Source organism: Actinoplanes philippinensis (genome assembly GCF_900113015.1).
GTDB classification, from domain to species: Bacteria; Actinomycetota; Actinomycetes; order Mycobacteriales; family Micromonosporaceae; genus Actinoplanes; species Actinoplanes philippinensis.
Genome location: NZ_FONV01000001.1, coordinates 301,688 through 326,820, shown reverse-complemented (window position 1 = coordinate 326,820; position 25,133 = coordinate 301,688). Strand labels below are relative to the sequence as shown.

Genomic DNA, 25,133 nt, shown 5'->3' with positions numbered 1-25,133 from the left:
GTGCGGACATGCCGCAGACCGCCCCGCTCGTCCTCGTGTCGCCCGCCATGGGCATCGGCTCGCGGTATTACCGGCCGCTCGCCGAGGCGTTCCGGGCCCGCGGCTGGTCGGCGCTGGCCCTGCCCCGGCGCGGGTTCGAGCCGGAGGACGCCCGCGCGTCCCGGGCGCACGACTGGTCGTACGCCGATGAGATCGCCGTGATCGCCGGCGCGGTGGCCGCCGCCCGCGCCGAGGCCCCGCACCGGCCGGTGATCCTTCTCGGCCACAGCCTCGGCGCGCAGCTCGCCGCCGGCCACCAGCTCCACCACCCGCCCGCCGACGGCCTGGTGTCGGTCGGCGGCTGCCTGCCCCACCACCGCGACTACCCGCTGGGCGGCCTGCCGCTGCTGATCCAGGCCGGCGTGATCGTCCCGCTGCTCACCGCCCTCTTCGGCCACCTGCCGAAACCGGCCTTCGGCGGCCCCGGCGCCCGCACCCAGATGCGCGAGTGGGCGCGGATGGCCCGCACCGGCCGGACCCCGTTCCCCGCCCCCGGACCGCAGGCGGAGTGCCCGCCGATCCGTACCCCGGCCCTCATGGTCGCCCTGGAAGGGGACCGGCTGGCGCCGGAGAGGCCGGTCCGGAGTTTCGCCGCCCGGTTCTTCGCGCCGGAGTCGGTGACGGTGTGGCGTTACGCCCACGCCGACGTGCCCGCCGGGGCCAGCAACGGCCACACCGGCTGGGCCCGCACACCGGAGCCGGTCGTCGACCGCATCGTCACGTGGTGGGCGGATGTCGAGGCGAACAGGTTTGAGGGCACCGCCGCTCCGGACACCATGCGGGGATGACCTTCACGGACGGGCGCGCCGGGATCGACGCGGCGCTGGTACGACGGCTGATCCGGGCGCAGTTCCCGCAGTGGGCCGATCGTCCGGTGACGCCGGTCGAGGTGGACGGGTGGGACAACCGCACCTACCGGCTCGGCGACGACATGACCGTCCGGCTGCCGACCGCGCCCGGCTACGTGCCCGCGGTCGACAAGGAGAACACCTGGCTGCCCCGGCTGGCGCCGCACCTGCCGGTCGCGGTGCCGCCGATCCTGGCCACCGGTGTGCCGGGGGAGGGGTATCCGTACCCCTGGTCGGTCCGGGGTTGGCTGCCGGGAGACACCGCCTTGCGGGCGCCGATCGCGGACCCGGACCGATTCGCGGAGTCGGTGGCCGGATTCATCCGGGCGCTGCAGGGGTGCGACGCCGGCGGCGGCCCGGCGGCCGGTGACCACAGCTGGCATCGGGGCGCGCCGCCGGTCTTCTACGACGACGAGACCCGCCACTGCCTGCGGCTGCTGGACGGCCGGATCGACACCGCCGGCGCCGCCGAGGTCTGGGGCGCCGCGCTGGTGATGGAGCACCGCGGCGATCCGGTGTGGTTCCACGGTGACATCGCCGCCGGAAACCTGCTGGTGGTCGACGGCGACCTGGCCGCGGTGATCGACTTCGGCACGTCCGGTGTCGGTGATCCGGCCTGTGACCTGGTGATCGCCTGGACCATGTTCTCCGGTCCGGCCCGCACCGCGTTCCGGCGGGCGGTCGGCCAGGACGAGGGCACGTGGGCGCGGGCTCGCGGCTGGGCGCTGTGGAAGGCGATGCTGATCCTCGTCGGCGCGATCGAGAAGGGCGACCGGCCGGGCGCCGCCGAGCAGGAGCGGGTGATCGGCGAGATCCTCGCCGACCACGACCGCCGGGGACCGTGGGCCGGCTGACCTGTCTCAGGCCGGCCCGTGAATGGGGGCGGTCAGCCCGGTGAGCGGCGAGCCCGAGCCGCCCCAGGACGACGCGACGATCTCGGCCGCGATCGCCACCGCGGTCTCCTCCGGGGTGCGCGCGCCGAGGTCCAGCCCGATCGGCGCCCGCAGCCGGGCCAGCGCCTCCTCGCCGACCCCGGCCTCGCGCAGCCGGCCGGCCCGGTCCTCGCAGGTACGCCGGCTGCCCATCGCCCCGATGTAGCGGGCCGGGGTGCGCAGCGCGACCTGGAGCAGCGGTACGTCGAACTTCGGGTCGTGGGTGAGCACGCACAGCACGGTGCGCTCGTCGACATCGGTGGACTCCAGGTAGCGGTGCGGCCAGTCGACCACCACCTCGTCCGCCTCCGGGAACCGGGCCGCTGTCGCGAACACGCCCCGCGCGTCGCAGACGGTCACCCGGTAGCCGAGGAACTTCCCGATCCGCGACACGGCGGCCGCGAAGTCGATCGCCCCGAAGACGATCATGCGGGCCGGGGCGGCCCACGACTGGACGAACACCTCCTGCTCGCAGGCCGTCACGATGGCGCTGCGGCCGTGCGCGAGAAGGCCCCGGGCCTGCTCACCGGCGATCCGGTCCAGCTCGTCGTCGCCGAGCGTGCCCTCGATCCGGTCCGGCCGGACCACCAGCTGCGCGTCCGGGAGGGAGACGGTGGCGACCGGTGAACCGGCCGATATGTCGGACAGCACCGAGTCGAGAAGAGGGAGGCCGGCGGATGGCTGGATCATGATCTCGATGGTTCCGCCGCACGTGAGCCCGACCGAGAGGGCGTCACCGTCGCTCACGCCGTACGTATGCGATTGCGGTTTGCCGGTGTGGAGGACCTCCAGCGCGGCCGCGTGGACGGCGCCCTCGACGCAGCCGCCGGAGACACTGCCGATGACCTCGCCGTGCTCGCTGACCGCCATCGCCGCGCCCGGCTGCCGGGGCGCCGACCGCCAGGTGTGCACCACCGTGGCCACGGCGAAGGACGTGCCGGCGGCCCGCCAGGCCAGCAGGCCGTCCACGATCTCGCGCATACCGGCACCTTCCGTGATCCGCATCCGGATCGTCAACGGTGAGTTAAGACATCGCTTAGGTCGCTGTTGACATTGGACCGTGACGGCGGGAGGGTCTGCGCGACTTCACGGGAGGTGCAGGGTGCAGGTGCCGGCTCCGTTCGAGTACGAACGCGCCACGAGCGTGGATCAGGCCATTGGACTGTTGGAGCGGCTGGGCAGCTCGGCAAGGCTGGTGGCGGGTGGTCACAGCCTGCTGCCGATGATGAAGCTCCGGCTCGCCAACTTCGAATATCTCATCGACATCAACGATCTGCACGCCGAACTCGGCTACATCCGGCTCAGCGACGACGAGGTGCGGATCGGCGCCATGACCCGGCATCGGGAGCTTCTCGAGTCGGACGTGCTGGCCTCCGTCCTCCCGATCTTCTCCGACGCCGAGAGGGTGATCGCCGACCCGATCGTCCGCAATCGCGGCACGCTGGGCGGATCGCTGTGCCAGGCGGACCCGTCGGAGGACCTGTCGGCGGTGTGCACGACCCTCGACGCCAGCTGCGTCATCCGCGGCCCCGGCGGCGCGGAGCGGGTCGTCACGATGGAGGAGTTCCACGTCGGGCCGTACGAGACGGCGGTCGCCGACAACGAGATCCTCACCGAGATCCGGATCCCCCGGAAGAGCTTCCGGACCGGCAGCGCGTACGCCAAGGTCGAGCGCCGGGCCGGTGACTGGGCGGTCGTGTCCGCGGGCGCGGCCGTCTGGCTCGACGAGGGCCGCATCGTCGACGCGCGGGTGGGCCTGGCCGCGGTCGGCCCCAACACCACCGGCATCCCGGAGATCTCGGCGGCCCTGCGCGGCCACGAGCCCGGCGAGAGCCTCTACGAACTGGCCGGCGCGATCGCGGCGCGCAGCTGTGACCCGGTCACCGACACCCGCGGCAGCGCGGACTACAAGCGCCACCTGGCGGACGAGCTGACCCGGCGCACCCTGCGCAAGGCTGTGGAACGGGCGAGGAGCTGAACTGATGCAGGTCACGATGACCGTCAACGGGACCGAGCACACCCGTGAGATCGAGGGCCGCATGCTCCTCGTGCACTTCCTGCGGGACGTCCTCGGCCTGACCGGCACCCACTGGGGCTGCGACACCAGCAACTGCGGCGTCTGCGTGGTGTGGCTGGACGGCGAGCCCGTCAAGTCGTGCACCGTGCTCGCCGCCATGGCGGGTGGCCACGAGGTCCGTACCGTCGAGGGCCTCGCCGAGGGCGCCGAGCTGGACCCGATCCAGGAGGGCTTCCGGCAGTGCCACGGCCTGCAGTGCGGTTTCTGCACGCCGGGCATGCTGATGACCTGCCGTGCGCTGCTCGACCGGAACCCCGACCCGACCGAGGGCGAGATCCGCGAGGCCATCTCCGGCCAGATCTGCCGCTGCACGGGCTACTCGTCGATCGTCCGCTCGGTGCAGTGGACGGCCGCGCACGAGGCGGCGGCGGCCGCGACGAAGGAAGAGGCGGTGGCGCCGTGACCCAGGTCTTCGAGAACAACGACCTCCAGCCCGTCGGTTACGGCCGGATGCTGCGCAAGGAGGACGCGCGCCTGCTCCGCGGCCGTGGCCGGTTCGTCGACGACGTCCAGCTGCCCGGCATGCTGCACCTGGCGATCCTGCGCTCGCCGTTCGCGCACGCCACCATCGTCAGCATCGACACCTCCGCGGCGGAGGCGTCGCCCGGCGTGAGGGCGGTCGTCACCGGCGAGACCCTCAAGGGCCTCGGCCTGGCGTGGATGCCGACGCTCTCCAACGACGTGCAGGCCGTGCTCGCCACCGACAAGGTGCGCTTCCAGGGCCAGGAGGTGGCGTTCGTCGTCGCCGAGGACCGCTACCAGGCCCGGGACGCGCTCGAACTGATCGACGTCGAGTACGACGTGCTCGAACCGGTCGTCGACGTGCGCAAGGCGCTGTCGCCGGACGCCCCGGTGATCCGTACCGACCTGGAGGGCAAGACCGACAACCACGTCTTCGACTGGGAGACCGGTGACGAGGAGGAGACCAACCGGGTCTTCGCCGCGGCCGACGTGATCGTCAAGGAGGACATCGTCTACCCGCGGGTCCACCCGGCCCCGATGGAGACGTGCGGCTCGGTCGCCGACTTCGACCCGGTCGAGGGCCGGCTGCGGCTCTGGTCGACCACCCAGGCGCCGCACGCGCACCGCACCCTCTACGCGATCGTCGCCGGGATCCCCGAGCACAAGATCCAGGTGATCGCGCCGGACATCGGCGGCGGCTTCGGCAACAAGGTGCCGATCTACCCCGGTTACGTGCACAGCATCGTCGGCTCCATCGTCACCGGCAGACCGGTGAAGTGGATGGAGGACCGGTCGGAGAACCTGATCAGCACCGGCTTCGCCCGTGACTACATCATGCGCGCGGAGATCGCCGCCACGAGCGAGGGCAAGATCCTGGCCATCCGTACGAACGTGCTGGCCGACCACGGCGCCTTCAACGGCACGGCCGCCCCGGTGAAGTACCCGGCCGGCTTCTTCGGCGTGTTCACCGGCAGTTACGACCTGCAGGCCGCGCACTGCAAGATGACCGCCGTCTACACCAACAAGGCGCCCGGCGGTGTCGCGTACGCCTGCTCGTTCCGCATCACCGAGGCCGTCTACCTGGTCGAGCGGATCGTCGACGCGCTCGCCTACGAGCTGCGGATGGACCCGGCCGAGCTGCGGCTGAAGAACTTCATCCGGCCCGAGCAGTTCCCGTACACCACCAAGACCGGCTGGGTGTACGACTCCGGCGACTACGAGCCCACCATGCGCCTGGCCATGGAGATGGCCGGCTACGACGAGCTCCGCAAGGAGCAGGCGGAGAAGCGCGCCCGTGGTGAGCTGATGGGCATCGGCATCGCGTTCTTCACCGAGGCGGTCGGCGCCGGCCCGCGCAAGAACATGGACATCCTCGGCCTCGGCATGGCCGACGGCTGCGAGCTGCGCGTCCACCCGACCGGCAAGGCCGTGGTCCGGCTCTCGGTGAAGACGCAGGGACAGGGCCATGAGACCACGTTCGCCCAGATCGTCGCCGAGGAGCTGGGCATTCCGCCGGCTGACATCGACGTCCTGCACGGCGACACCGACAACACCCCGTTCGGGCTGGGCACCTACGGGAGCCGGTCCACACCGGTCTCCGGTGCGGCCGCCGCTCTGGTGGCCCGAAAGGTGCGCGACAAGGCGAAGCTGATCGCCTCGGCGATGCTCGAGGTGTCGGTCGCCGACCTCGACTGGGTCAAGGGCTCCTTCCAGGTCAAGGGCGACCCGGGCCGCTCGGTGACGATCCAGGAGATCGCCTTCCGGGCACACGGCGCGGGCGACCTGCCGGACGGCGTCGAGGGCGGTCTCGAAGCGCAGATCTGCTACAACCCGTCGAACCTCACCTACCCGCACGGGGCGTACATCTGCGTCGTCGACATCGACCCGGGCACCGCCGAGGTCAAGGTCCGCCGGTTCATCGCGGTCGACGACTGCGGAACCCGGATCAACCCGATGATCATCGAGGGCCAGGTGCACGGCGGCCTCACCGACGGCGTCGGCATGGCCCTGATGGAGATGATCAGCTTCGACGAGGACGGCAACTGCCTCGGCGCGTCGCTGATGGACTACCTGATCCCGACCGCCCTCGAAGTTCCCGACTGGGAGACCGGCTTCACCGTCACCCCGTCGCCGCACCACCCGATCGGCGCCAAGGGCATCGGCGAGTCCGCGACCGTCGGCTCCCCGCCGGCGATCGTCAACGCGGTCGTCGACGCGCTCAAGCCCTTCGGGATCCGGCACGCCGACATGCCGCTCACCCCCAGCCGGGTGTGGGACGCCATGCGCGGCCGGGCCACCCCGCCGATCTGACCGACCCAGGGGAGTACGTGATGACGACGAGCACCGCCGAGCGGGCGCGGGAACTGACCGCCCTGCGCCGGCCCTTCGTGCACGCCACCGTGGTCCGGGCGCAGGAACCCACCTCCGCCCGGGCCGGCGACGACGCGGTGATCCTCGCCGACGGGTCCATCGAGGGCTTCGTCGGCGGGGTCTGCGCCGAGACGTCGGTGCGTGCCGCCGCCATGGAGACGCTGCGTGACGGCAACTCCATGCTGCTGCGGGTGCTGCCCGGGGACTCGGCCGAGTTCCCCGAGACGCCCGGCGCGCTCGTCGTCGTCAACCCCTGCCACTCCGGCGGGGCGATCGAGATCTTCCTCCGGCCGGTGCTGCCGAAACCGCTGCTCGCGGTGGCGGGGGAGAGCCCGATCAGCCGGGCCGTCGCCGAACTCGCCGCCTTCCTGGACTTCGAGGTGGCCGGCTCCTACGACGGCGTCACCGCTGTCGTCGTGGCCGGCCTGGGCCGCGACGAGGAACGCGCCATCCGGTCCGCCCTCGACGCCGGCGCCGGCCTCGTCGCGCTCGTGGCCAGCCACACCCGCTCGGCGATCCTGCTCGACGCCATGGGGCTCACCGCGGACGAGCGCGCCAGGATACGTCCGCATGCCGGCATCGACATCGGTGCTCGTACCCCCAAGGAAATCGCCCTGTCGGTCCTGGCCGAGATCGTCCGTGAGATGCGCACCGGCGGCCTCACCGCCACCCTCCCCCCGGCGGCACCGTCGGCCTCGGTCTCGTCCGCGGCCTCGTCCTCCTCCGCGGCCGCCTCGCCGGCCGTGTCCTCAGCCTCGGCCGCGCCGTCGGTCGCGTCTCCGGCACCGGCCGTGCCCTCGGCCGCCTCGCACGCCGAAGCCGCCGCCTTCGCGCAGGCCGAACCCGAGTTCGTGGCCGGCCCGGCCCTGCCCGTCGGGCCGGCCACGTTCACCGTCGAGACACCCGCCGCCACCGCGACCGACCCGATCTGCGGCATGACCGTCGTGGTGGGCCCGGACACCCACCACGCCGTCGTCGACGGCCAGGACTTCTGGTACTGCTGCCCCGGCTGCCTGAAGAAGCACACCCGCGGCCGCAACTCATGAGTGTCACCGGCCTGGTGCTCGCCGCCGGTGGCTCACGGCGGCTCGGTGAGGCAAAGCAGCTGCTGCCGTTCCGCGGCCGCACCCTGCTCGACGCCACACTCGACATGGCCCGGTCCTGCCACCTCGACGACCTGGTGGTCACCCTCGGCGGTTCGGCCAAGGAGATCCGCGACAACGTCGACCTCTCCGGCGTACGCGTCGTCGAGAACCGTTCCTACCAGGACGGATGCGGGTCGTCGATCCGCTCGGCGATGCCCCACATCGACACCGACCGGCTGGTGCTGCTCCTCGGCGACCAGCCGCTGGTGTCACCGTTCGACGTGCGGCGGGTGGCCCTGGTCGACACCCCGATCGGCGTGTGCCGCTACGCCGACGGTCTCGGGCATCCGTTCGTCTTCCACCGCCCGGTGTACGACGACCTGGCCACCCTGCACGGCGACAAAGCGGTGTGGAAGCTGCTGCACTCGGGCCGGCACCCGGTCCGCGAGATCGCCACCGCCGGCACCGTGCCGGTCGACGTGGACACCCCGGAAGACTACGAGCGGCTACTGGCGAATGAAGAGTCCTGAAGAGGTCGGCCGGCGTCTGGACGCCGTCGACTACCTGGCCGACGAGGGCCTCGCCATGGCCGTCTTCCTGGCCCTGCGTCTCGGCAAGCCGCTGCTGCTCGAAGGCGAGCCCGGAGTCGGCAAGACCGCCGCCGCGAAAGCCCTGGCCCAGGCCCTGGACACACCGTTCATCCGGCTGCAGTGCTACGAGGGCCTGACCGCCGGCGAAGCCCTCTACGAGTGGAACTACCAGCGGCAGCTCCTGCACATCCGGCTCGGGCAGGCCACCGACGACGCGTCCCTGTTCACCGAGGACTTCCTGCTGGAACGGCCGATCCTGCGCGCCGTCCGGCACGACGGCCCCACCCCGCCGGTGCTGCTGATCGACGAGATCGACCGGGCCGACGACGAGTTCGAGGCGCTGCTGTTCGAGTTCCTCGGCGAGGCCGCCGTCACCGTCCCCGAACTCGGCACGTTCGCCGCCACCCGCCCACCGGTCGTGGTGCTCACCTCCAACCGCAGCCGCGACCTGCACGACGCCCTGCGCCGGCGATGCCTCTACCACTGGATCGAGTTCCCGCAGCCGGTCCAGGCCGCGGCGATCGTGCGCCGGGCCGTGCCGGCCGCCTCCGCCCCGCTCGTCCGCGACGCCACCGAGTTCATCGGCCGGGTCCGCGGCCTCGACCTGGAGAAGGCGCCCGGCCTGGCCGAGACCATCGACTGGGTCTCCGCCCTGGCCGCGCTGGGCGCCACCGAACTGGTCGCCGGCGACACCCTGCGCACTCTGGGCACCATCGCCAAGACCCCCGACGACCGTCTCACGATCGCCGCGGCCGTACCCCAGGAGAGCCACCCATGAAGATCACCAACGAGTTCACCGTTCCGGTCCCGATCGACCAGGCCTGGAACCTCCTGACCGACCTCGAGGCCATCGCCCCGTGCATGCCCGGAGCCCAGCTGACCGGCGTGGACGGCGAGCTCTTCCAGGGCAAGGTGAAGATCAAGGTCGGCCCGGTGATCTCCGACTTCGCCGGCACCGCCCGGTTCACCACCAGAGACGAATCCACCTACCACGCCGTGATCGACGCCAAGGGCCGCGACGCCCGCTCCGCCGGCAACGCCTCCGCCACGGTGAGCGCTTCCCTGACCCCCGAGGGCCGGTCCGCGACAAGGGTCTCCGTGGACACCGACCTCAAGATCAGCGGAAAGCTGGCCCAGTTCGGCAGCGGCATGATCAAGGAGGTGTCCGCCAAGCTGCTGACCCAGTTCGTAGCCAATCTGGAAGCCAGACTCGCCCCCGACGCCGCCGCTGATCCCGTCCCTGCCGCTGCCGCTGCCGCTGCCGCTGCCGCTGCCGCTGCCGCTGCCGACTCTGCCGCGCCCGCTTCCGGTGCTGCTGCTCCCGCCGCTGTCGCGCCCGCTTCTGCCGCTGCCGCGTCGGCGGCCGCTTCCGCTGTGCCCACATCCGCTTCCCGCGTGCCGGCCTCGTCCCCCGATGCTGAGCCGTCCTCTCCTGCCGCGCCGGCCCCGCCGGTTTCCGAGGCTGCGGTAGCCACCGCCCCCGATGCCGCGACAGCCCTCGGCGAGGTAGCGCCCGCGGCCCCCGAGAGCGCCGCCACCGCCGCGCCCGCGATCGCACCGGACCCGTCCGCGGGCGAGGTGGAGCCGGCCGCCGGTCGCCTGGAGACCGCCGAAGGCACTCCCGAGCCGCTCTCTCCCCTCCGTGTCCCAGGGGCCGACCTTTCCGAGGCCACCACGGCCCTCGCCGCCACGTCCGGGCCCCCCACCTCCACGCCGGCGGCGGTCACGGAGCGAACCCTGCAGACGGAGGAACCGGAAGCGATCGACCTTCTCGCCGTCGCCGGCAGTTCGATCTACAAGCGAGTCATCCCGGTCGCCGTGGGCGCCGTCGTGGCCGCCGCCGTGATCGTCTGGTTCGTTGCCCGCGGCTGAACCCGCCCCGGTGCTGCTGCGCGGCACGGACCGGGCCGCGTTCGCCGTCGCGTTCGTGGCCCGTCTGCGCCGCGCCGGCCTGCGGGTCGGCATCACCGAGACCGACGACCTGGTCCGCGCACTCGCCGCAAGCCCGCCCACATCCCGGACCGTCCTCTACTGGACGGCCCGGGTGACCCTGGTGCGCCGCCACGCTGACCTCGCCGTCTTCGACCGTGTTTTCGCCACGGTGTTCGACGACACCCCACCGCTGCCGCTGAGCCGCTCAGCCGTACCCCCGAGAAGCCGCGACAACACCGTGCACGTCACGGTCCCCGGAACCGGCGACGAGGCCACCGCCGGAGGCGAGGGCTTGCCCTGGGCCACCTTGCCCGCCCCCGTGGCCACCGGTGACGACCCCGGCGACGAGGGCATCGATCTCCCCGAGCTACGCCCCAGCGCACTGGCCGCTCTCGCCGAAGCCCCTTTCGAAGAACTCGACAAGCACCAGACCGAGGCGCTCGGCGCAACACTGAGGGCAGCCCTGACCCACTGGCCGCACCGCCGCGGCCGCCGCCATCGCGCCGACCCGGCGGGCCGCCGGACAGCCCTGCGCGCCACGATCGCCCGCGCTCGCCGGACCGGCTGGGAGGCGATCACCGTGGTCCGTGAACGACCGCTCCCGAGACCACGCCGAGTCGTGATGCTCTGCGACGTGAGCGAGTCGATGCGGGCCCAGGCCGCCGCCTACCTCCAGCTGATGCGCGCGTTCACGACGGTCGCCGACGCCGAGGTCTTCGCCTTCGCCACCGGACTGACCCGCCTGACCGTCCCGCTGCGGCACACCTCCCCCCGGGAGGCGATCGACCGGGCCGGCGCTGCCGTCGACGACCGTTTCGGCGGCACGCGGATCGCCACCAACATCACCGCCCTCCTCGACTCCCACCACGGCGACATCGTCCGCGGAGGGGTGGTCATCATCGCCTCCGACGGTTGGGACAGCGACCCTCCCGAGGCGATGACCCCCGCGATGACCCGCCTGCGTCGCCGCGCACACCGGATCCTCTGGCTGAACCCCCGAGCGGGAACTCCCGGCTGGACCCCCCAGGTGGGCGCCCTGGCCGCGGCCCTCCCGTTCTGCGACCACCTCCTCCCGGCCGCCACGTTCAGCGACCTCACCGAAGCCGTTCACCTCCTACGCGATCTCACCCGCCCCACGACCTCCCGCACTCCCACCGCTTCCCTGGTCCGTTGCCGCTGCATCCGTTGTTCGTGAGCGTGCGCTGACGACCATTGACATGCGGCCTTCGGCGGCGTGGCCCATCGCGCGAATTCCTCCTCACCGCGGGGTCGCGTTCGTGAAGGACACCGGCGAATACTGCGGACATGCCACACCTCAGCCGGGCGACCGCCGCCGCTCCATCCCATAGCGGACTATTTTCGGGACGGCACCACGTTGGAGCTGCGCCCCGACGACCGGCAGCCGAACGGGACGTACGAGAAGAAGGTCCGCTGGCTCGGCGCCGGATACGCCGGTCCGGTCCTGGTACGTGCGGCCCGCATCGACGCCCCTGGTGCGGCCGGCGCCACCTTCTCCTACGTCGGCGAGGAACGCGACGGCGGCCACTATGCCTACCTGATCAGGGAGAACAACGACCTGCCCGCAAGGACGACAGTGGCGGGGCCGGGGTGCTACGCCTACCAGGTGGACGGCGCCACCTTCAGTGTCACGGTCGTCTTCCGGGCTGTCGCCTCGGCCGGGTGAACACCCGGGCCGGGGTGTCCCTGAGGGATCCCCGGCCATGCCGGCGGCACGGTGTCAGAGCGATCCGAAGAAGGCCCGCACGTCGTCGCTGAAGAGCTTCGGCTGCTCGGCGGGGAGGAAGTTGCCGCCGGAGGGAAGCTCCGTCCAGTGGGTGACCGGGGCGTCGCGCTCGGCATAGCGGCGGATCGTGACGTCGGTGACGCCGAGCGCGACACCGAGCGGGACCGTCGACTTCGGCTTGGGCGCCCATGCGGCCGGGTCGTGCGCCACCTCCCAGTAGAGGTTTGCCGATGACCCGGCCGTCCCGGTGAACCAGTACAGGCTGACGTTGGTGAGCAGCAGGTCCCGGTCGACGGCGTCCTCGGGCAGGGTCACGGCCGGGTCGGTCCACTCCTGGAACTTCTCGATGATCCAGGCGAGCTGACCGGCGGGGGAGTCGTGCAATCCGAACGCCAGGGTCTGCGGCCGGGTCGACTGGATGATGTTGAAGCCCATCTTGTCGTCGCGGAACTCCTGCAAGCGGCCAAGCCGGGCCTGCTCGGCCTCGGTCAGGCCGGCGAAGTCGGCAGGATCGTCGGACGGGATGGTGATGTGCCCGTTGACGTGCACGCCGATCACCTTCGCGGGCTCCTGCCGGCCCATCTCGACGGCGGTCGCGCCGCCTCCGCCGGTGCCCTGAACGCCATACCTCTCATAACCCAGCCGTGACATCACCTCGTGGAACGCCGCAGCGGTCCGCCCGGTCGTCCAGCCGGGAGCGGTGAGGGGCCCGGACCAGGCGATGCCCGGGTTGCTCATGAGCACCAGGTGGAAGTGCTCGCGCAGGGCCTCGACCACGGGCAGGTAGAGAGCGAACGAGGCGGGCCAGTCGTGAGTGATCAGCAGCGGGATCGCCGCCGGATCGGTGGATTCGACGTGCGCGAAGTGCAGGGTCTGACCGTCGACCTCGGTGAGGAACTGGGGCAGCGTGTTGAGCCGGGCCTCGGCTGTCCGCCAGTCGAACTCGTCCGCCCAGTAGGCGGCCAGGCCACGCAGGTAGTCCACGGGGACACCGCGCTGCCAGCCCTGGCCGGGGATCTCCGGGGTCCAGCGGGTCCGGGCCAGCCGGTCACGCAGGTCCTGAAGGTCGGCGTCGGAGATGTCGATGCGGAAGGGGCGGATCGCGGTCATGCCGGTTCCTCTCTGTCCTCGGAACGGAATGATTCGTTCCGCAATTAACGTAGCAGACTCCCGCGCCGAACGGAACAGATCATTCCGATCCGCTATACTCGGCGGCATGACGAGCCCGACGTCCGGCCGCGCCCGCCAGGCCGCACGCAACGACGTGACGATCCTGGCGGCGGCGAAAGAGGTCTTCCTGGCCGACAAGCGCGCGCCTGTCGCCGCTGTCGCCGAGCGCGCCGGTGTCGGCATCAGCGCTCTCTACCGGCGCTATGCCGGCAAGGAGGATCTGCTGCGCAAGCTCTGCCACGACGGGCTGCTGACCTTCATCGAGCAGGCCGAGCGCGCCTCCGCCGAGCGCGACGACTGGGCCGCCTTCGAGACGTTCGTGCTCGGCGTCGTCGAGGCCGACGTCCACTCGCTCACCGTGCATCTGGCCGGCACGTTCACACCGACCGAGGAGATGAGCGCCGACGCCGTCCGCGCCGACGAGCTGGCCACCGCCCTCTTCGAGCGGGCCCGGCCACGGATGCGCGCCGAGGTGGTCCCGGCCGATCTGACGATGCTGCTGGAGATGTGCGCGGCGGTCCGGGTGCCCGACCCGGCGCGCACCACGTCGCTGCGCCGGCGCTATCTGGCGATGCTGCTCGACGGGCTGCGGGCCGGCGTGAGTCTTCCCGGCCCCGCGCCCACCCGGGCGGAGCTCAGCTGGCGCTGGATGCCGAGGCCGGACGACCCTGGCGACGGTTCGGGTGGGTGAGGCGATCAGCCGGCGGCGCCGCCCGGGCCGGGCGGTTCCGCGTCAGCTCCAGAGGGTGACGTGGATCGACGGTTTGAAACGGGCCACGTTCACCCCGCTGCCACGCATCATCGCCTGGATGGCGCGGGGCGTCGACGCGAAACGGGCCAGTTCGGCGGCTGCCGACGGCTTCTCCGCCTCGGCCAGTGTCAGCGAGTGCCAGACCTCCTCCAGCGCTGCGTGCGGCCCACAGAATTGGATGAGATGCCCTTTGCGTACCTCGGGGGCAACGGTGAAGGAGAGTGCCGCAGCCACCCCCCGGCCGCGTTTGGCCTCCTCGATGGCGGCCGCGTGGCTTTGGAAGATCTGCTGCCGGTCGTCGGGCACCCCGAGCCGCCGCAGCAGCGTCGGGATGGCCCCGCGGTCGGCCGCGGCCGACGGCCCGAGCAGCCACGTCTGGTCGCGCAGCTGTCGCGGCGACGGCTGGGTCCCGGCCAGCGGATGGTCAGGTCCGGCCACGACGACGACCTTGTAGTGCATGACCGGCCGGCAGCGCACCGCCGGATCGGGGAGCGCCGGTGGCGGCCCGATCGCGATGTCGATGCTGCGCTCGATCAGCGCCTCGGCGAAGGAGCCCGGATTGCGTACGCTCAACTCGACATCCAGGTCGGCGGCCCGGCTCGCGAAGAGCTCGATCAACCCCGGCGCGGAGTGCTCGGCGAACAGCGACGACGCCCCCACCCGCAGCAGCCGCCGTCCCTGGCCGGCCGCGCTCACCTCGAGCACCGTGATGTCCTGCAGCCCGAGCAGTTCGGTGGCCCGGCTGGCGAGCCGCAGCCCGCCCGGCGTGAAGGTGAGCCCGTTCGCCGTGCGCGAGAAGAGCTGGTCGCCGAGCTCCTTGCGCAGTTGTCCGATGTGCAGGGACACCGCCGACTCGGAGACCTCGAGTTGCGCCGCCGCCTGCTTCACCGAGCCGCATCGGACGACGGCGGAATAGGCACGCAACTGTGTGGGGGTCACAGCCCGCAATGTATCGCGATCAACATCGATAGTGCCCCCCACGTCGCACATGGTGACCACACCGGCGATCTCACCGATACCGGGGGCGCGTTCCGCACATACGCTGTCGTGCGCCCGAGCCGAACCGGAGAGGAATCCGCCGATGCCGACCTTCGAGGCCACCGACGGTGTGGAGATCTACTGGGAGCAGTGGGACGGTGACGCCGATCTGCCACCCGTGCTGCTGCACCACGGTTTCATCGCCGACGGCCGGACCAACTGGGTCCTGCCCGGCATCGTCGCGGCGCTGACCGCGACGGGCCGGCGCGTGATCGCCATCGACGCCCGGGGGCACGGCCGCTCGGGCAAGCCGCACGATCCGGCGTTCTACGGCGAGACCCGGATGGCTCAGGACGTCATCACGCTGCTCGACCTGCTGAAGGTGAAGCGGGTCGACGTGGCCGGATACTCGATGGGCGCGATCGTCTCCCTCATCCTCGCCACCAGCGACCCCCGCCTGCGTCGTCTCGTCATCGGCGGCATCGGCTCGGCGGTCGTCGAGCTGGGCGGCGTCGACACCCGGATCATCCCGGCCGAGGCGTTCCGGGAGGCCTTCCGCACCGACGATCCGTCGACCATCACCCATCCGGCAGCGGCCGGTTTCCGTGCTTTCGTGGACGCGGTCGGCGGTGACCGCGCCGCCTTGGCCGCCCAGGCCGCCGCGATCCACGCCGGCCCTCTCCCGCTCGACACGATCGCCGTGCCCACGCTGTTGATCACCGGTCGTGACGACGTCCTGGCCACTCGGCCCGAGCTTCTCGCCAAGGCCATCCCCAACGCTCGCCTGAGCGTCATCGACGGCGACCACCTCGGCGCGGTACGGCAGCCGGCTTTCGCCGACGAGCTGATCACCTTCCTCAACACACGCTGACCCCGATCCGTCCCCGTCCGGGAGGCCGCCGGCCGGGTGGAGACAAGATCTCGCGCAAGATTGTCAACAAAGAAGTGACGGAGCGCGGCGAAGCTCGCAGATCTTGATGGCCCAAGCGCGGTATCGTTTCCGCACCGACGGGCCGGAAGGCCTGAACGTCAGCAGTCCAACGGCAATGGGCGACGGGATCACATGTCTGCGGAGAAGAACCTCACCAGCGTGCGGCGCGCACGGGACACCGGCGAGGGCAAGGACAAGGCGGCCGCGCGCGACGAGCTGCGCACGGCCATCCTGTCCGGGGAGTACATGCCCGGCGAGCGCCTGGTCGAGGCGCAGCTGATCGAGCGGTTCGGGGTGAGCCGGTTCAACATCCGGCTGGCCCTGCAGGATCTCTCCGGCGAGGGCCTGGTGGAGATTCAGCGCAACCGCGGCGCCCAGGTCCGCAAGATCTCGCTCGCCGAGACCATCGAGATCACCCAGGTGCGGATGGTGCTGGAGGGCCTGGTCGCCGCCCAGGCCGCCGAGCGGGTGACCGACGCCCAGGCCAGCGAGCTCGACGAGATCGGCCTGCTGATGCGCCGGGCCGTCGAGTCCGGCGAGTTCCGCCGCTACAGCGACCTCAACCAGCGCCTGCACGGCCTGATCCGGACCATCGCCGGCCACGCCACGGCCGACCGCCTGATCGGCACGCTGCGCGCCCAGCTGGCCCGGCACCAGTTCATGCTGTCCCTGCTGCCGGGCCGCCCGCAGACGTCGTTGCCGCAGCACGAGCGGATCATCACGGCGATCCGTGAGCGCGACCCGGCCCGCGCCGAGACGGCGATGCGCGAGCACATCGCCAGCGTCATCGAGGTCCTCAGGTCACTCGAGGAGACCGGCGGCCACCCTTAGGCGACCGGCGGGGTGCCGTGGGTGTGGAACGACTCGATCGTCTTCAGCCCCCATGCCTGACCCTTGGCCCGTTCGGCCTCGGTCCAGGTGATCACCTCATGGTCCGGGGCGAGCAGCAGGCGGGCGCCGGCGTTGCAGAGTTCGATGCGGTTGCCGCCGGGCTCCCACACGTACAGGAAGAAGGTCTGTTGAATGGCGTGTTTGTGTGGCCCGGTCTCGATGTGCACGCCGGCCTCGAGGAACACGTCGGCGGCCCGCAGGATGTCCTCGCGCGTGTCGGTGGCGAACGCCACGTGGTGCAGACGCCCCTCGGAGCCGGTCCAGTCGCGGGTGTAGACGAGGTCGTAGGACTTGTCGGTGAACGTGTACCAGACCGCGGCCTTCGTCCCGTCGTCGAGCACGATCTGCTCGCTGGCCCGCCCGGTCAGCGCCCCGGCCAGGAACTCCTCGTTGCGCGGCACGTCCCGGGCCAGGTAGTTCACGTGGTCGAGCCGCCGCACGTTGGCGCCCCGGCCGGGGAAGCGCGCGGCCTGGTTCTTCAGTGACGGCCGGGTCGCGTCCGACGCCACGTACCGCTTCGTCTCGTAGTACAGGCCGAACGGATGCCCGTCCGGGTCGGTGAAGTGGAAGACCGGACCGTACCCCGGCTCGTCCCTGCTCCACCCCTGCCCGAGGCCGGCGGCCTCGATGTCGCCGGCCCGCCGCTCCAGGGCCTCCGGGCTGCGGGCCCGCAGCCAGGTCCGGCCGATGCCGGACGTGCCCGCGCCGGTGACCTTGACGGTGAAGCTCTCGTAGTCGTCCCAGGCGTGCAGGTACGCGCTGTCGCCGCGGCGCTCGACGACCTCCATCGCCATCTGGTCGGTGAAGAACCGGACCGTGTCGTCGAGGACCGGCGTCAGCAGCTCCACCGCGGAGACGTGCGCGATGTCGCGGATCTTCTCAGCCATGGACGATGGCTCCTTCCGTGTTGCGACGGGGATGGACCCGCCCCTCCATGATCAGGCGGGCGGTGCTGACGATCGCCGAACGGCCCGCCTCGAGGTCGATGACCACGTCGGTGAAACCGGTCGGATGCTCCAGCCGGAACGTACCGGTGGCGCCGGTGTACGCGACGCTTCCCGGCATGGCGGCCGCGGCGCCGACGGTCACCGCGGCGAGAACGCCGATCGAGGCATGCACGCGACGAGGGATGAACATCCGCGTGGCGAGCGAGCCACCGTTCGCCGGCGGCGAGATCAAACACATTTTCGGTACGGTCGTCGCGCTCACATCGCCCAGTTGCATGAGCGTGCCGGCGGTCCTCCGCAACTGCTCCACCCGGCGGCACAGACGGGTGTCCGCCTCCAGCTCGGCCGGGGTCTCGCGCCCCGTGACTCCGAGCGACCTCGCGGACATCAGCACGACCGGCATCCCGTTGTCGATCAGCGTGGCCGGCACCCCGTCCAGGTCGTCGAGGACCCGCCCGGTCGGCAGCAGCCCGGGCGCGACCGACCCGGCCGTGTCCCGGAACTCCACCTCGATCCGCGCCGCCGTCCCCGGGACCCCGCTCAGCGCCGTGTCCCCGGCGTAGGTGACCCGCCCGTCCGGGGTGGGCACCGAGACGACGGCCAGCGCTCCGGTGTTGACCATGCGGACCCGGACCGGGGTGACGTCACCGGCGACCGGGACCAGGCCGCGCTCGATCGCGAACGGCCCGACCCCGGCCAGGATGTTCCCGCACGGCTGCTCGGCGCCGACCCGCGGCTGATCCACCTGCACCTGCAGGAACAGGTAGTCGACGTCCGCCTCCGGATCGCCGGACCGGCTGACCACCGCGACCTTGCTGGTCAGCGGGTGCCCGCCCCCGATGCCGTCGATCTGCCGCGGATCCGGCGAGCCCATCACCGACAGCAGCAGCGCGTCCCGGTCCGCCGTGCCGGCCGGCAGGTCCGAGGCCAGGAAGTACGCCCCCTTGGACGTCCCGCCCCGCATGATCACGACCGGGACGCTCACGGCTCGTCCACGTAGACGACGCCCAGCTCGGCCAGCAGCGGCCGCAGCCGGTACATGTCGAGCCCCAGCTCCCCGCCGGCCAGCCGGGCCCGCTTGGACGCCTCGTTCGCGATCCGGTCCCGCGCCGCCTCCAGCACGTCCGCGGCGCGCTCGTGCGGGACAACCACGACACCGTCGTCGTCGGCCACGATCGCGTCACCGGGACGGATCGTCTGCCCGCCCACCACGATCGGGATGTTGACGGACCCCGGGCTGGCCTTGACCGTCCCCTGGGTGCTGACCGCCCGGGACCACACCGGGAACCCCATCTCCCGCAGCTCGGCCACGTCCCGTACCCCGGCGTCGAGGACCACCCCGATCGCGCCGTGTGCCCGTAACGACGTGGCGAGCAGGTCGCCCAGCATCCCGTCGGCCGACCGTGACGTGGTCGTGACGACCACGACGTCACCGGGCCGTACCTGCTCCACCGCCGCATGGATCATCAGGTTGTCCCCGGGATGGCAGGACACCGTCACCGCGCTCCCGGCGATCCGCGCCCCCGCCTGGATCGGCCGCAGCCCGGGGGAGACCGCCCCGCGCCGCCCGTCCGCCTCGTGCACGGCCGACGCCCCGGCCTCGGCCAGCCCGGCCAGCACACCGGCCGGCACCCGCTTCGAGGTCCGGACCACCACGTGCCGCGCCGTCACGACAGCTCCCGCGTGACCTGCGGGTAGAGCCGCATGTACGCCTCCGCGTAGGTGTCGTTCGGCAGCCCCAGGTTCGGGCCGGAGTTGCGCGACGCCTGCAGGCCACGCCGGCTGCCCAGCTCGGTGTAGTACGTGTGCAGGTGCTTCTGGGCGGCGAGGATCTGCATCGCCGCCCGCTTGACCTCCCACACCGGGGTGATGTCGAGCAGCACGTTCGGCACGAAACCGCACTGCTCCGGCTGGTGCGGCTCGAAACTGAACACCGGCGGCGCCCCGATCACCTCGCCCGGCCCCTCGACACCGGGCGCCTGCGCCAGGACGCGGGCTTTCAGAGCGATGGCGTGGGCGAACGCGTGATCACCGTTGTACGGGTCGGCCGCCGCGTGGGTCAGCACCACACCCGGTTGCACCTCCCGGTACAGGTCGATCAGGCCCTGCAGCAGCTGCGGCGTCTCGACCAGCGGGTAGTCGTCGGCGTCGAAGAACCGGATCTCCGCGCCCAGCGCCTTCGCCGCCTGCTCGGCCTCGGCCCGCCGATGGTCCTTGACCTGCTGCAGCGTGTACCCCTTGCGCCAGAGCGAGGCCGACTCGCCGCGCTCGCCGAAGCTCATGCATCCGATCACCACGCGCTGACCACGGGACGCCGCGAGGGCGATCGCGCCGCCGGCACGCCAGACGAAGTCACCGGGGTGAGCGGTGAGCACCACTGTCGAATCGGTCATCGCGTCTTCCCATCCGATTTCCAGCAAAATTGTCGACGATCCGCGCGGAGGAGCATTGCCTGAGGCGCGGGTTCCGTGGCCGAGCGTAGGCCACCCCGGTCGTCGCGACAATTGTTGACAATCGTGTCGCCGCCTTGGAACACTCGCGACCGGCTCCCGGCGCCGCCACGGCACCACCCGACACCCGGCCGCCTGTCCCGGCGACGCGCCACCACGGGTGCCGGCCCGCCCCACGTCAGGAGGCTCCACCATGAAAGCCCTCACCCGGCCCTCCCGAGTTGACGGCCTCCTACCGGCAGAGCCTCCTGGTCGAGGCCCTTTCACGACGGGCTTCCGGCACGCGGGACGCTCTGCCGTGCCGGTCTCCGAGGCGCCGGGCGTTCCGGTGGAGGCGTTGTCATGACGGTCTCCGGAACTCCCGCCGGGCCGGTGATCGCCGTCCTCGGGCTCGGCGAGGCCGGCAGCCTGATCGCCGCCGACCTGGTGGCGGCCGGCGCGACCGTGCAGGGCCACGACCCGGCGACGCCGGCGCCGGCCGGGGTGCGAGCCGCGGACAGCGACGCCACCGCCGTGGCGGGCGCGTCGATCGTGCTCAGCGTCAACAGCGCCGCCGACGCCGTGGACGCGCTGCGTGACTCGCTGCCCGTACTGGCCCCCGGCGTGATCTGGGCCGACCTCAACACCGCGGCGCCCGGCCTCAAGGAACGACTCGCCGCACTCGGCGGCCGGACGGTACGGGTGGTCGACGTGGCCCTGATGTCCCCGGTCCCCGGCCGTGGCCTGCGCACCCCGATGACCGCCAGTGGCCCGGCCGCCACCGAGCTGGCCGGCGTGCTCGGCGGATACGGCGCGTCGGTGGAGGTGCTGGACGGCCCGGTCGGCGCGGCCGCCACTCGCAAACTGCTGCGCAGCGTCTTCTACAAGGGCATGGCCGCCGCCGTGATCGAGGCACTGGAAGCGGCCCGGGCGGCGGGGCTGGAGAAGTGGCTGCGCGACATCGTCCGCGACGAGCTGGTCCGCAGCGACGCCGGCACCCTGGACCGCCTGGTCGACGGCTCCCGCAAGCACGCCGTCCGCCGCCGTGAGGAGATGGCCGCCGCCACCGAACTCCTCACCGATCTGGGCATCCGGCCCCGCGTGGCCCCCGCCGCCCGGGACGTCCTGGAGTCCCTGATCCCCCGGCGCCCCACCCCCTGAGCCGCGGGGTGCACGGATCCGGCCGTCGGGGAGGTGGGCAGCAGCCCGGCGCGCGCGGCCGGGCCGCGAGGGGCCGCCCGTCTCGCGGTGTGGCTCACGGTTGTCCTAGTGGCCGTACCCCGCATGGGTCTCGGCGGCCATGTCCAGCAACGTCTCCACCGCGGCGGCGGGGTCCGGCGGAGGCGGGATCGGCGCCGGATCGGCGCAGCGGGCCAGCAGCAGGTCGATCAGGGCGGCCCGGTGGATGATCGCGGAGGCGTCGAGGGCGCCCGGCAGGATGCGTATCTCGACGGTGTCGCGGATCGGGGTGTCGGTCAGCACCTGGGTGAGGTTGACGTCGAAGAACTTGGTGAGGCCGCCGTCGGTGGCGGCTCGGCGCAACTCCTCGGTGGTCGGCCTGCCGGCGACGGCGGTGACCAGCGGCGCCGGGAGCGGCGCGAGCCGGCGGCAGGCCGGGTTGGTGGCCAGCACCTCGCGCAGCGCCTCCCGGTAGTGGGCGAACAGCCGCACCACGTTGGCCAGGGCGTCCGCCGCGCGGAACGGCGCGCCGTCGACGTGCAGGTGCACGGCCGCCTCATGAGGGACGGTGAAGCCGAGGTCGCGGGCGGGTTCGAGCAGTTCGGCGAGCGCGGCGTGATGGTTCGCGGCGATCGGTGGGGTGACGATCTCGCAGGGGCGTTCGCGTTCGCCGCCGGCGGGGGAGGCGAGGGCGACCGTCGCGCCGGCCGGGTCGTCGAGCCGGAAGATCCGGCCGTGCTGCTGGACCGTGGTGCCCCACAGGCGGGCCGCCGGTGCGAGCACGTCGGGCAGGTGGGCGCCGGGATCGCACTGCAGCGCGAGCAGGCGCAGCAGCCGGGTGTCGTCGGTGAGGATCCGGTGCCAGCCCGGGACGGCCGGGGACCGCGGGTCGAGACCGTGCAGCAGGGTGACGTCGTCGACGAGCGTGCAGAGCAGCTCCCCGCCCGGCCGGCGCACCTCGAAACCTTGCGTGAGATGCAGGAACCGTCCCAGCCCGGGAACCAGCGACGGCTCGCTGTCGTGGTGCCACACCGGCCGGACGCTGCCCCCGCAGCGTCCGGCCAGATCCATGGCCAGGGTGCGTCGGCTGACCCCGGGCGGGGCCATCAGCTCGATCTCGAAGCCGATCCGCCGGCGCAGCTCCGGGGTCACGGCTGGATCGGCAGCGTCTCGCCGGCCTGGATCCGTCGGCCGGCCTCGACCTTGGCGTCGTACGTGTCGTCGAGTTTCCAGAGTTTCGCCAGCTTCTCGGCGTCCTCGCCGTCGTAGCCGGCGTCCCAGAAGACGTTCGCCAGGCGGGCCTTGTTACCCTCCTCGACCTGCTTCGGGTCGGGCTTGACCCCGCCCGGCAGGGTCTCCCCGGCGAGCAGGCGCTTGCCCGCCTCGGCCTTGGCCGAGCCCGGGTCGTCGAGTTTCCACAGCTTCGCCAGCACGACCGCGTCGTCCCAGTCGTAGCCCTGCAGGAAGAACTCCTCGGTCTGCCGGGACAGCTCAGTGTCCTCCGGCTCCCCGGTGGTGGGCTCGTCGGTGTTGGGTTTGGCGGTGACCGGCAGTGTCTCGTTGGCCAGCAGCTTGCGCCCGGCGACGGCCTTGACCTGGGCGATCTGGTCACCCGGCAGGTTCCACAGCTTGGCCAGCTCGACCGCGTTGTCGTAGCCGAAACCGGCCTCGAAGTAGGCGGCGAGACCCGCCTTGGTCTCCTCGTCGGTGAGCGGCGCGGCCGGGTCGATCGTCGCGATCGGGGCGGCGACCTCGAAGGCGGGCGCGTTGGTCGCGGCCGGGGAGGCGGGCAGGATCGCCGGGAGCTGGGTGATGCCCGCGATGAGGCCGGCGCTCAGCGCCACCCCGCCCGCGGCCTGCACGCCGAACCGGCGCCACCGGTATTTCTTCGCCAGCTCCTCGACGCGGGCGTAGACCGCTGCGGGGTCCGGCGTCTCGGTCTCGTGCTTGGTGAAGGCTTCGCGCAGCCGGTCTCCGTGCTCGTTCACGACCTCTCCTCGGCGTGGACTCGAATCTCCGACTGCTGATCGAGCCGGAGGATCTGCAGTGCCCTCGACGCGTGGCTGCGCACCGTGGCGGGAGCGCACCCCAGCAGATCGGCGATCGCGTCGTCGTCCAGCTGCTCGTAGTAGCGCAACACCAGCACCGCCCGCTGCTTGCGCCCGAGGGCGGCAAGCCGGTGCCAGAGCGCGTCGGCCTCGACCACACCGTCGGCGTGGTCGCGGACCCCGCCGCGAGCGTCGTCGATCTCGATCAAGCGTTCCCCGGCCGCGTGGATGTGCCGCACCGCCCAGCTGCGCCGCCACGACAGGTACTCGTTGAGCACCATGCGCCGCACATACGCCTCGGGCGACTCCGCGTCGCTGATGCGTTTCCACCGGACCTGGGCCCGCGCCAGCACCTCCTGCACGACATCCTGGGCCAGATCCCGGTCGCCGGTGAGGACGACCGCGTACCGGAGCAGGCTTGGCAGGCGGGCCAACGCGAATTGCTCGAAGGTCACTCCCCATGGACGCATCCGGGCCACGATCTGTGCAGTCCCTTCCCGAGATTTTCCAACGAGCGTACGTGACGGCCGTCCCCGGACCTCCGGGATGTTCACGTACGGCCGCCGGCTGCCGATGAGAGAGGCCGACCCGACCAGCCGTGAACGGGCGTCCCGGAGAGGTGAATGATGAGCAACGGTGCAGCTGGAGTGATGTCGGTTCCAGGGGCCGGAGGTCTGGCCGGCGTCGAGCTGCCGGCGATCGGTGACCCCGTCTTCCTGGTCCTCGGCGACGGAGTGAACCTCCGGTCGAAGCTCGAGTCGATCGACGGCGACACGTTCAGCGTGGCCGCCCCGCTGGAGACCACCGGCCTCGCGATGTTCGAGCCCGGCCAGGAGTTCGAGATCTTCTGGGCGCCGCCACGGACCCGCGTGGTGCTGCCCTGCCGCCTCGTCGTGGTGTCCGGCAGCGCCCCGCTGCGCTGGATCCTCACCCCGTCGGGCGCCGCCCGGCACGACAACCGCCGGGAGTTCGTCCGTGGCGGCGCCGGCGCCGTCGTGCACCTGGACGCCGAGGTCAGCGGCCAGCCGGCCGAGGGTGTCCTGCTGGACATCAGCGAGGGCGGCCTGCGCTGCTGGATCGACGAGGCCACCTCGCTCACCCAGGGCGACCGGGTCGAGGCGACGGTGTGGCTGGGCACCGCCGAGGCGAAGCTCAGCGGTGTGGTCCACAACGTCCGGGACGCTCCGCACGGCGACCCCGGCCAGCACCTGATCCTCACGTTCGACACCAAGGAGGAGCTGGCCCGGACGATCCGCCAGTACATCCTGGCCTGGGAGATCGGCGAGCGCCGCCGCAACAAACGAACCGCCTGAACAGCCGGACGCCGCCGGGTCCGGGCCGGACCCGGCCCGGGTTCAGCGGCGGCGGCGCAGGGCGGTGCCGATGACCAGGATGGCGGCGAGGCCCAGCAGCTGCCCACCCGCGACGATCCGGTTGACGTCGAGCGCCGGACGCCAGTGCGCGTCCCCGTCGCGGATCACGAACACCCCGGCCGGGCGTGCGGTGAAGCCGAACCCGCCGCCCGAGCCCTCCCCGTCGACCTTGTCGCCGCCCTCGGGGGAGCCGCTGCCGGCGCCCCCGCCCCCGCCGCCGCGGATCACCGCGACCGGGACGACGGTGACGCCGTCCCGTTCGATCGGCTCGCCGAAGACACGTCCCGCGGTGGAGGTCCCGGTCCGCGCGTGCTCGAGAATCTCGGTGGCGCTGGGCTTGAACGGCATGGTGAACAC

27 protein-coding genes are annotated in these 25,133 nt (G+C 72.0%); 16 read left to right on the top strand and 11 right to left on the bottom strand.

All coding sequences use genetic code 11. The annotated features are described in order from the left end of the window. Positions 1-8: 8 nt before the first annotated feature. Both BM290_RS01475 and BM290_RS01470 read left to right on the top strand, forming a co-directional pair. Positions 9-827, top strand: coding sequence for an alpha/beta fold hydrolase (locus BM290_RS01475; RefSeq protein WP_093609112.1), 819 nt, complete (start codon positions 9-11; stop codon positions 825-827). After that, the gene (locus BM290_RS01470; protein ID WP_093609110.1) at positions 824-1,741 is read left to right on the top strand and encodes an aminoglycoside phosphotransferase family protein; all 918 of its coding nucleotides are present in this window, start codon (positions 824-826) and stop codon (positions 1,739-1,741) included. The genes BM290_RS01475 and BM290_RS01470 overlap by 4 nt, the downstream gene beginning before the upstream one ends. A gap of 6 nt (positions 1,742-1,747) precedes the next feature. Here BM290_RS01470 and BM290_RS01465 read toward each other — a convergent pair whose 3' ends face one another. Further along, positions 1,748-2,800: an XdhC family protein gene (locus tag BM290_RS01465; RefSeq protein WP_093609108.1), complete on the bottom strand. Its 1,053-nt coding sequence runs from the start codon at positions 2,798-2,800 to the stop codon at positions 1,748-1,750. A 127-nt stretch (positions 2,801-2,927) separates the two neighbouring features. Here BM290_RS01465 and BM290_RS01460 point away from each other — a divergent pair, with 127 nt between their 5' ends. The 9 genes from BM290_RS01460 (at position 2,928) to BM290_RS01420 (ending at position 12,019) form a co-directional block, all read left to right on the top strand. Further along, positions 2,928-3,797, top strand: a complete 870-nt coding sequence (locus BM290_RS01460) for an FAD binding domain-containing protein (RefSeq protein WP_239143321.1) — start codon at positions 2,928-2,930, stop codon at positions 3,795-3,797. A 4-nt stretch (positions 3,798-3,801) separates the two neighbouring features. Then, complete coding sequence (locus tag BM290_RS01455) at positions 3,802-4,299, top strand: (2Fe-2S)-binding protein (RefSeq protein ID WP_093609104.1); 498 nt, start codon at positions 3,802-3,804, stop codon at positions 4,297-4,299. After that, entirely contained in the window at positions 4,296-6,668 is a 2,373-nt protein-coding gene (locus BM290_RS01450) for an aerobic carbon-monoxide dehydrogenase large subunit (protein WP_093609850.1), read from the top strand. The genes BM290_RS01455 and BM290_RS01450 overlap by 4 nt, the downstream gene beginning before the upstream one ends. A 20-nt stretch (positions 6,669-6,688) precedes the next feature. Next, the gene (locus tag BM290_RS01445) at positions 6,689-7,774 is read left to right on the top strand and encodes an XdhC family protein (RefSeq protein ID WP_093609848.1); all 1,086 of its coding nucleotides are present in this window, start codon (positions 6,689-6,691) and stop codon (positions 7,772-7,774) included. Next, on the top strand, positions 7,771-8,343 hold the full coding sequence (locus BM290_RS01440) for a nucleotidyltransferase family protein (protein WP_093609102.1): 573 nt from the start codon (positions 7,771-7,773) through the stop codon (positions 8,341-8,343). The genes BM290_RS01445 and BM290_RS01440 overlap by 4 nt, the downstream gene beginning before the upstream one ends. Continuing rightward, entirely contained in the window at positions 8,330-9,181 is an 852-nt protein-coding gene (locus BM290_RS01435) for an AAA family ATPase (protein ID WP_093609100.1), read from the top strand. Before BM290_RS01440 ends, BM290_RS01435 begins: the two co-directional genes overlap by 14 nt. Beyond that, positions 9,178-10,275, top strand: a complete 1,098-nt coding sequence (locus tag BM290_RS01430) for an SRPBCC family protein (RefSeq protein ID WP_093609098.1) — start codon at positions 9,178-9,180, stop codon at positions 10,273-10,275. Before BM290_RS01435 ends, BM290_RS01430 begins: the two co-directional genes overlap by 4 nt. Further along, positions 10,262-11,530 (top strand): vWA domain-containing protein, encoded by a 1,269-nt coding sequence (locus tag BM290_RS01425; RefSeq protein ID WP_093609096.1) that lies wholly within the window; start codon positions 10,262-10,264, stop codon positions 11,528-11,530. The genes BM290_RS01430 and BM290_RS01425 overlap by 14 nt, the downstream gene beginning before the upstream one ends. A gap of 180 nt (positions 11,531-11,710) precedes the next feature. Next, entirely contained in the window at positions 11,711-12,019 is a 309-nt protein-coding gene (locus BM290_RS01420) for a hypothetical protein (RefSeq protein ID WP_093609094.1), read from the top strand. Between the two features lie 54 nt (positions 12,020-12,073). On the opposite strand, the gene BM290_RS01415 is transcribed toward BM290_RS01420, so the two are convergent. Then, a complete protein-coding gene (locus BM290_RS01415) occupies positions 12,074-13,189 on the bottom strand; it encodes an epoxide hydrolase family protein (RefSeq protein ID WP_093609092.1) in 1,116 nt (371 codons plus the stop codon). 106 nt (positions 13,190-13,295) lie between these two features. Between BM290_RS01415 and BM290_RS01410 the strand changes: the two genes are divergently transcribed. Next, positions 13,296-13,940 carry a TetR/AcrR family transcriptional regulator gene (locus BM290_RS01410; protein ID WP_093609090.1) on the top strand — a complete coding sequence of 215 codons (645 nt, stop codon included), beginning with the start codon at positions 13,296-13,298 and terminating at the stop codon, positions 13,938-13,940. Between the two features lie 42 nt (positions 13,941-13,982). Here BM290_RS01410 and BM290_RS01405 read toward each other — a convergent pair whose 3' ends face one another. Beyond that, the gene (locus BM290_RS01405; RefSeq protein WP_093609089.1) at positions 13,983-14,939 is read right to left on the bottom strand and encodes a LysR family transcriptional regulator; all 957 of its coding nucleotides are present in this window, start codon (positions 14,937-14,939) and stop codon (positions 13,983-13,985) included. Between the two features lie 142 nt (positions 14,940-15,081). On the opposite strand from BM290_RS01405, the gene BM290_RS01400 reads away from it, so the two are divergent. Together BM290_RS01400 and BM290_RS01395 are read left to right on the top strand one after the other, a co-directional pair. Further along, entirely contained in the window at positions 15,082-15,849 is a 768-nt protein-coding gene (locus tag BM290_RS01400; RefSeq protein ID WP_093609088.1) for an alpha/beta fold hydrolase, read from the top strand. A 192-nt stretch (positions 15,850-16,041) separates the two neighbouring features. Further along, the gene (locus BM290_RS01395) at positions 16,042-16,740 is read left to right on the top strand and encodes a GntR family transcriptional regulator (RefSeq protein WP_093609087.1); all 699 of its coding nucleotides are present in this window, start codon (positions 16,042-16,044) and stop codon (positions 16,738-16,740) included. Here BM290_RS01395 and BM290_RS01390 read toward each other — a convergent pair. Genes BM290_RS01390 through BM290_RS01375 form a run of 4 tightly spaced genes read right to left on the bottom strand, consistent with a single transcriptional unit; the run spans position 16,737 to position 20,140 of the window. Next, positions 16,737-17,687: a VOC family protein gene (locus BM290_RS01390; protein ID WP_093609085.1), complete on the bottom strand. Its 951-nt coding sequence runs from the start codon at positions 17,685-17,687 to the stop codon at positions 16,737-16,739. The genes BM290_RS01395 and BM290_RS01390 overlap by 4 nt on opposite strands. Continuing rightward, a complete protein-coding gene (locus BM290_RS01385; protein WP_239143322.1) occupies positions 17,680-18,732 on the bottom strand; it encodes a 4-oxalomesaconate tautomerase in 1,053 nt (350 codons plus the stop codon). The genes BM290_RS01390 and BM290_RS01385 overlap by 8 nt, the downstream gene beginning before the upstream one ends. Continuing rightward, complete coding sequence (locus tag BM290_RS01380; protein WP_093609083.1) at positions 18,729-19,418, bottom strand: 4-carboxy-4-hydroxy-2-oxoadipate aldolase/oxaloacetate decarboxylase; 690 nt, start codon at positions 19,416-19,418, stop codon at positions 18,729-18,731. Before BM290_RS01380 ends, BM290_RS01385 begins: the two co-directional genes overlap by 4 nt. Further along, a complete protein-coding gene (locus BM290_RS01375; RefSeq protein WP_093609081.1) occupies positions 19,415-20,140 on the bottom strand; it encodes a PIG-L deacetylase family protein in 726 nt (241 codons plus the stop codon). Before BM290_RS01375 ends, BM290_RS01380 begins: the two co-directional genes overlap by 4 nt. A gap of 399 nt (positions 20,141-20,539) precedes the next feature. Between BM290_RS01375 and BM290_RS01370 the strand changes: the two genes are divergently transcribed. Beyond that, positions 20,540-21,337, top strand: a complete 798-nt coding sequence (locus BM290_RS01370; protein ID WP_093609079.1) for a DUF1932 domain-containing protein — start codon at positions 20,540-20,542, stop codon at positions 21,335-21,337. Positions 21,338-21,442: 105 nt separating this feature from the next. Here BM290_RS01370 and BM290_RS01365 read toward each other — a convergent pair whose 3' ends face one another. From BM290_RS01365 to BM290_RS01355, 3 genes are read right to left on the bottom strand one after another with little or no spacing between them, the layout of a single operon-like run. After that, positions 21,443-22,507 (bottom strand): amidoligase family protein, encoded by a 1,065-nt coding sequence (locus BM290_RS01365; RefSeq protein ID WP_093609077.1) that lies wholly within the window; start codon positions 22,505-22,507, stop codon positions 21,443-21,445. Next, entirely contained in the window at positions 22,504-23,343 is an 840-nt protein-coding gene (locus BM290_RS01360; RefSeq protein WP_093609075.1) for a hypothetical protein, read from the bottom strand. The genes BM290_RS01365 and BM290_RS01360 overlap by 4 nt, the downstream gene beginning before the upstream one ends. Continuing rightward, the gene (locus BM290_RS01355; RefSeq protein ID WP_093609844.1) at positions 23,340-23,873 is read right to left on the bottom strand and encodes a SigE family RNA polymerase sigma factor; all 534 of its coding nucleotides are present in this window, start codon (positions 23,871-23,873) and stop codon (positions 23,340-23,342) included. Before BM290_RS01355 ends, BM290_RS01360 begins: the two co-directional genes overlap by 4 nt. A 180-nt stretch (positions 23,874-24,053) precedes the next feature. Here BM290_RS01355 and BM290_RS01350 point away from each other — a divergent pair, with 180 nt between their 5' ends. Then, positions 24,054-24,716, top strand: coding sequence for a PilZ domain-containing protein (locus tag BM290_RS01350; protein ID WP_093609073.1), 663 nt, complete (start codon positions 24,054-24,056; stop codon positions 24,714-24,716). A gap of 42 nt (positions 24,717-24,758) precedes the next feature. On the opposite strand, the gene BM290_RS01345 is transcribed toward BM290_RS01350, so the two are convergent. Then, entirely contained in the window at positions 24,759-25,124 is a 366-nt protein-coding gene (locus tag BM290_RS01345; protein ID WP_203779122.1) for a sporulation protein, read from the bottom strand. Between the last annotated feature and the right edge of the window lie 9 nt (positions 25,125-25,133).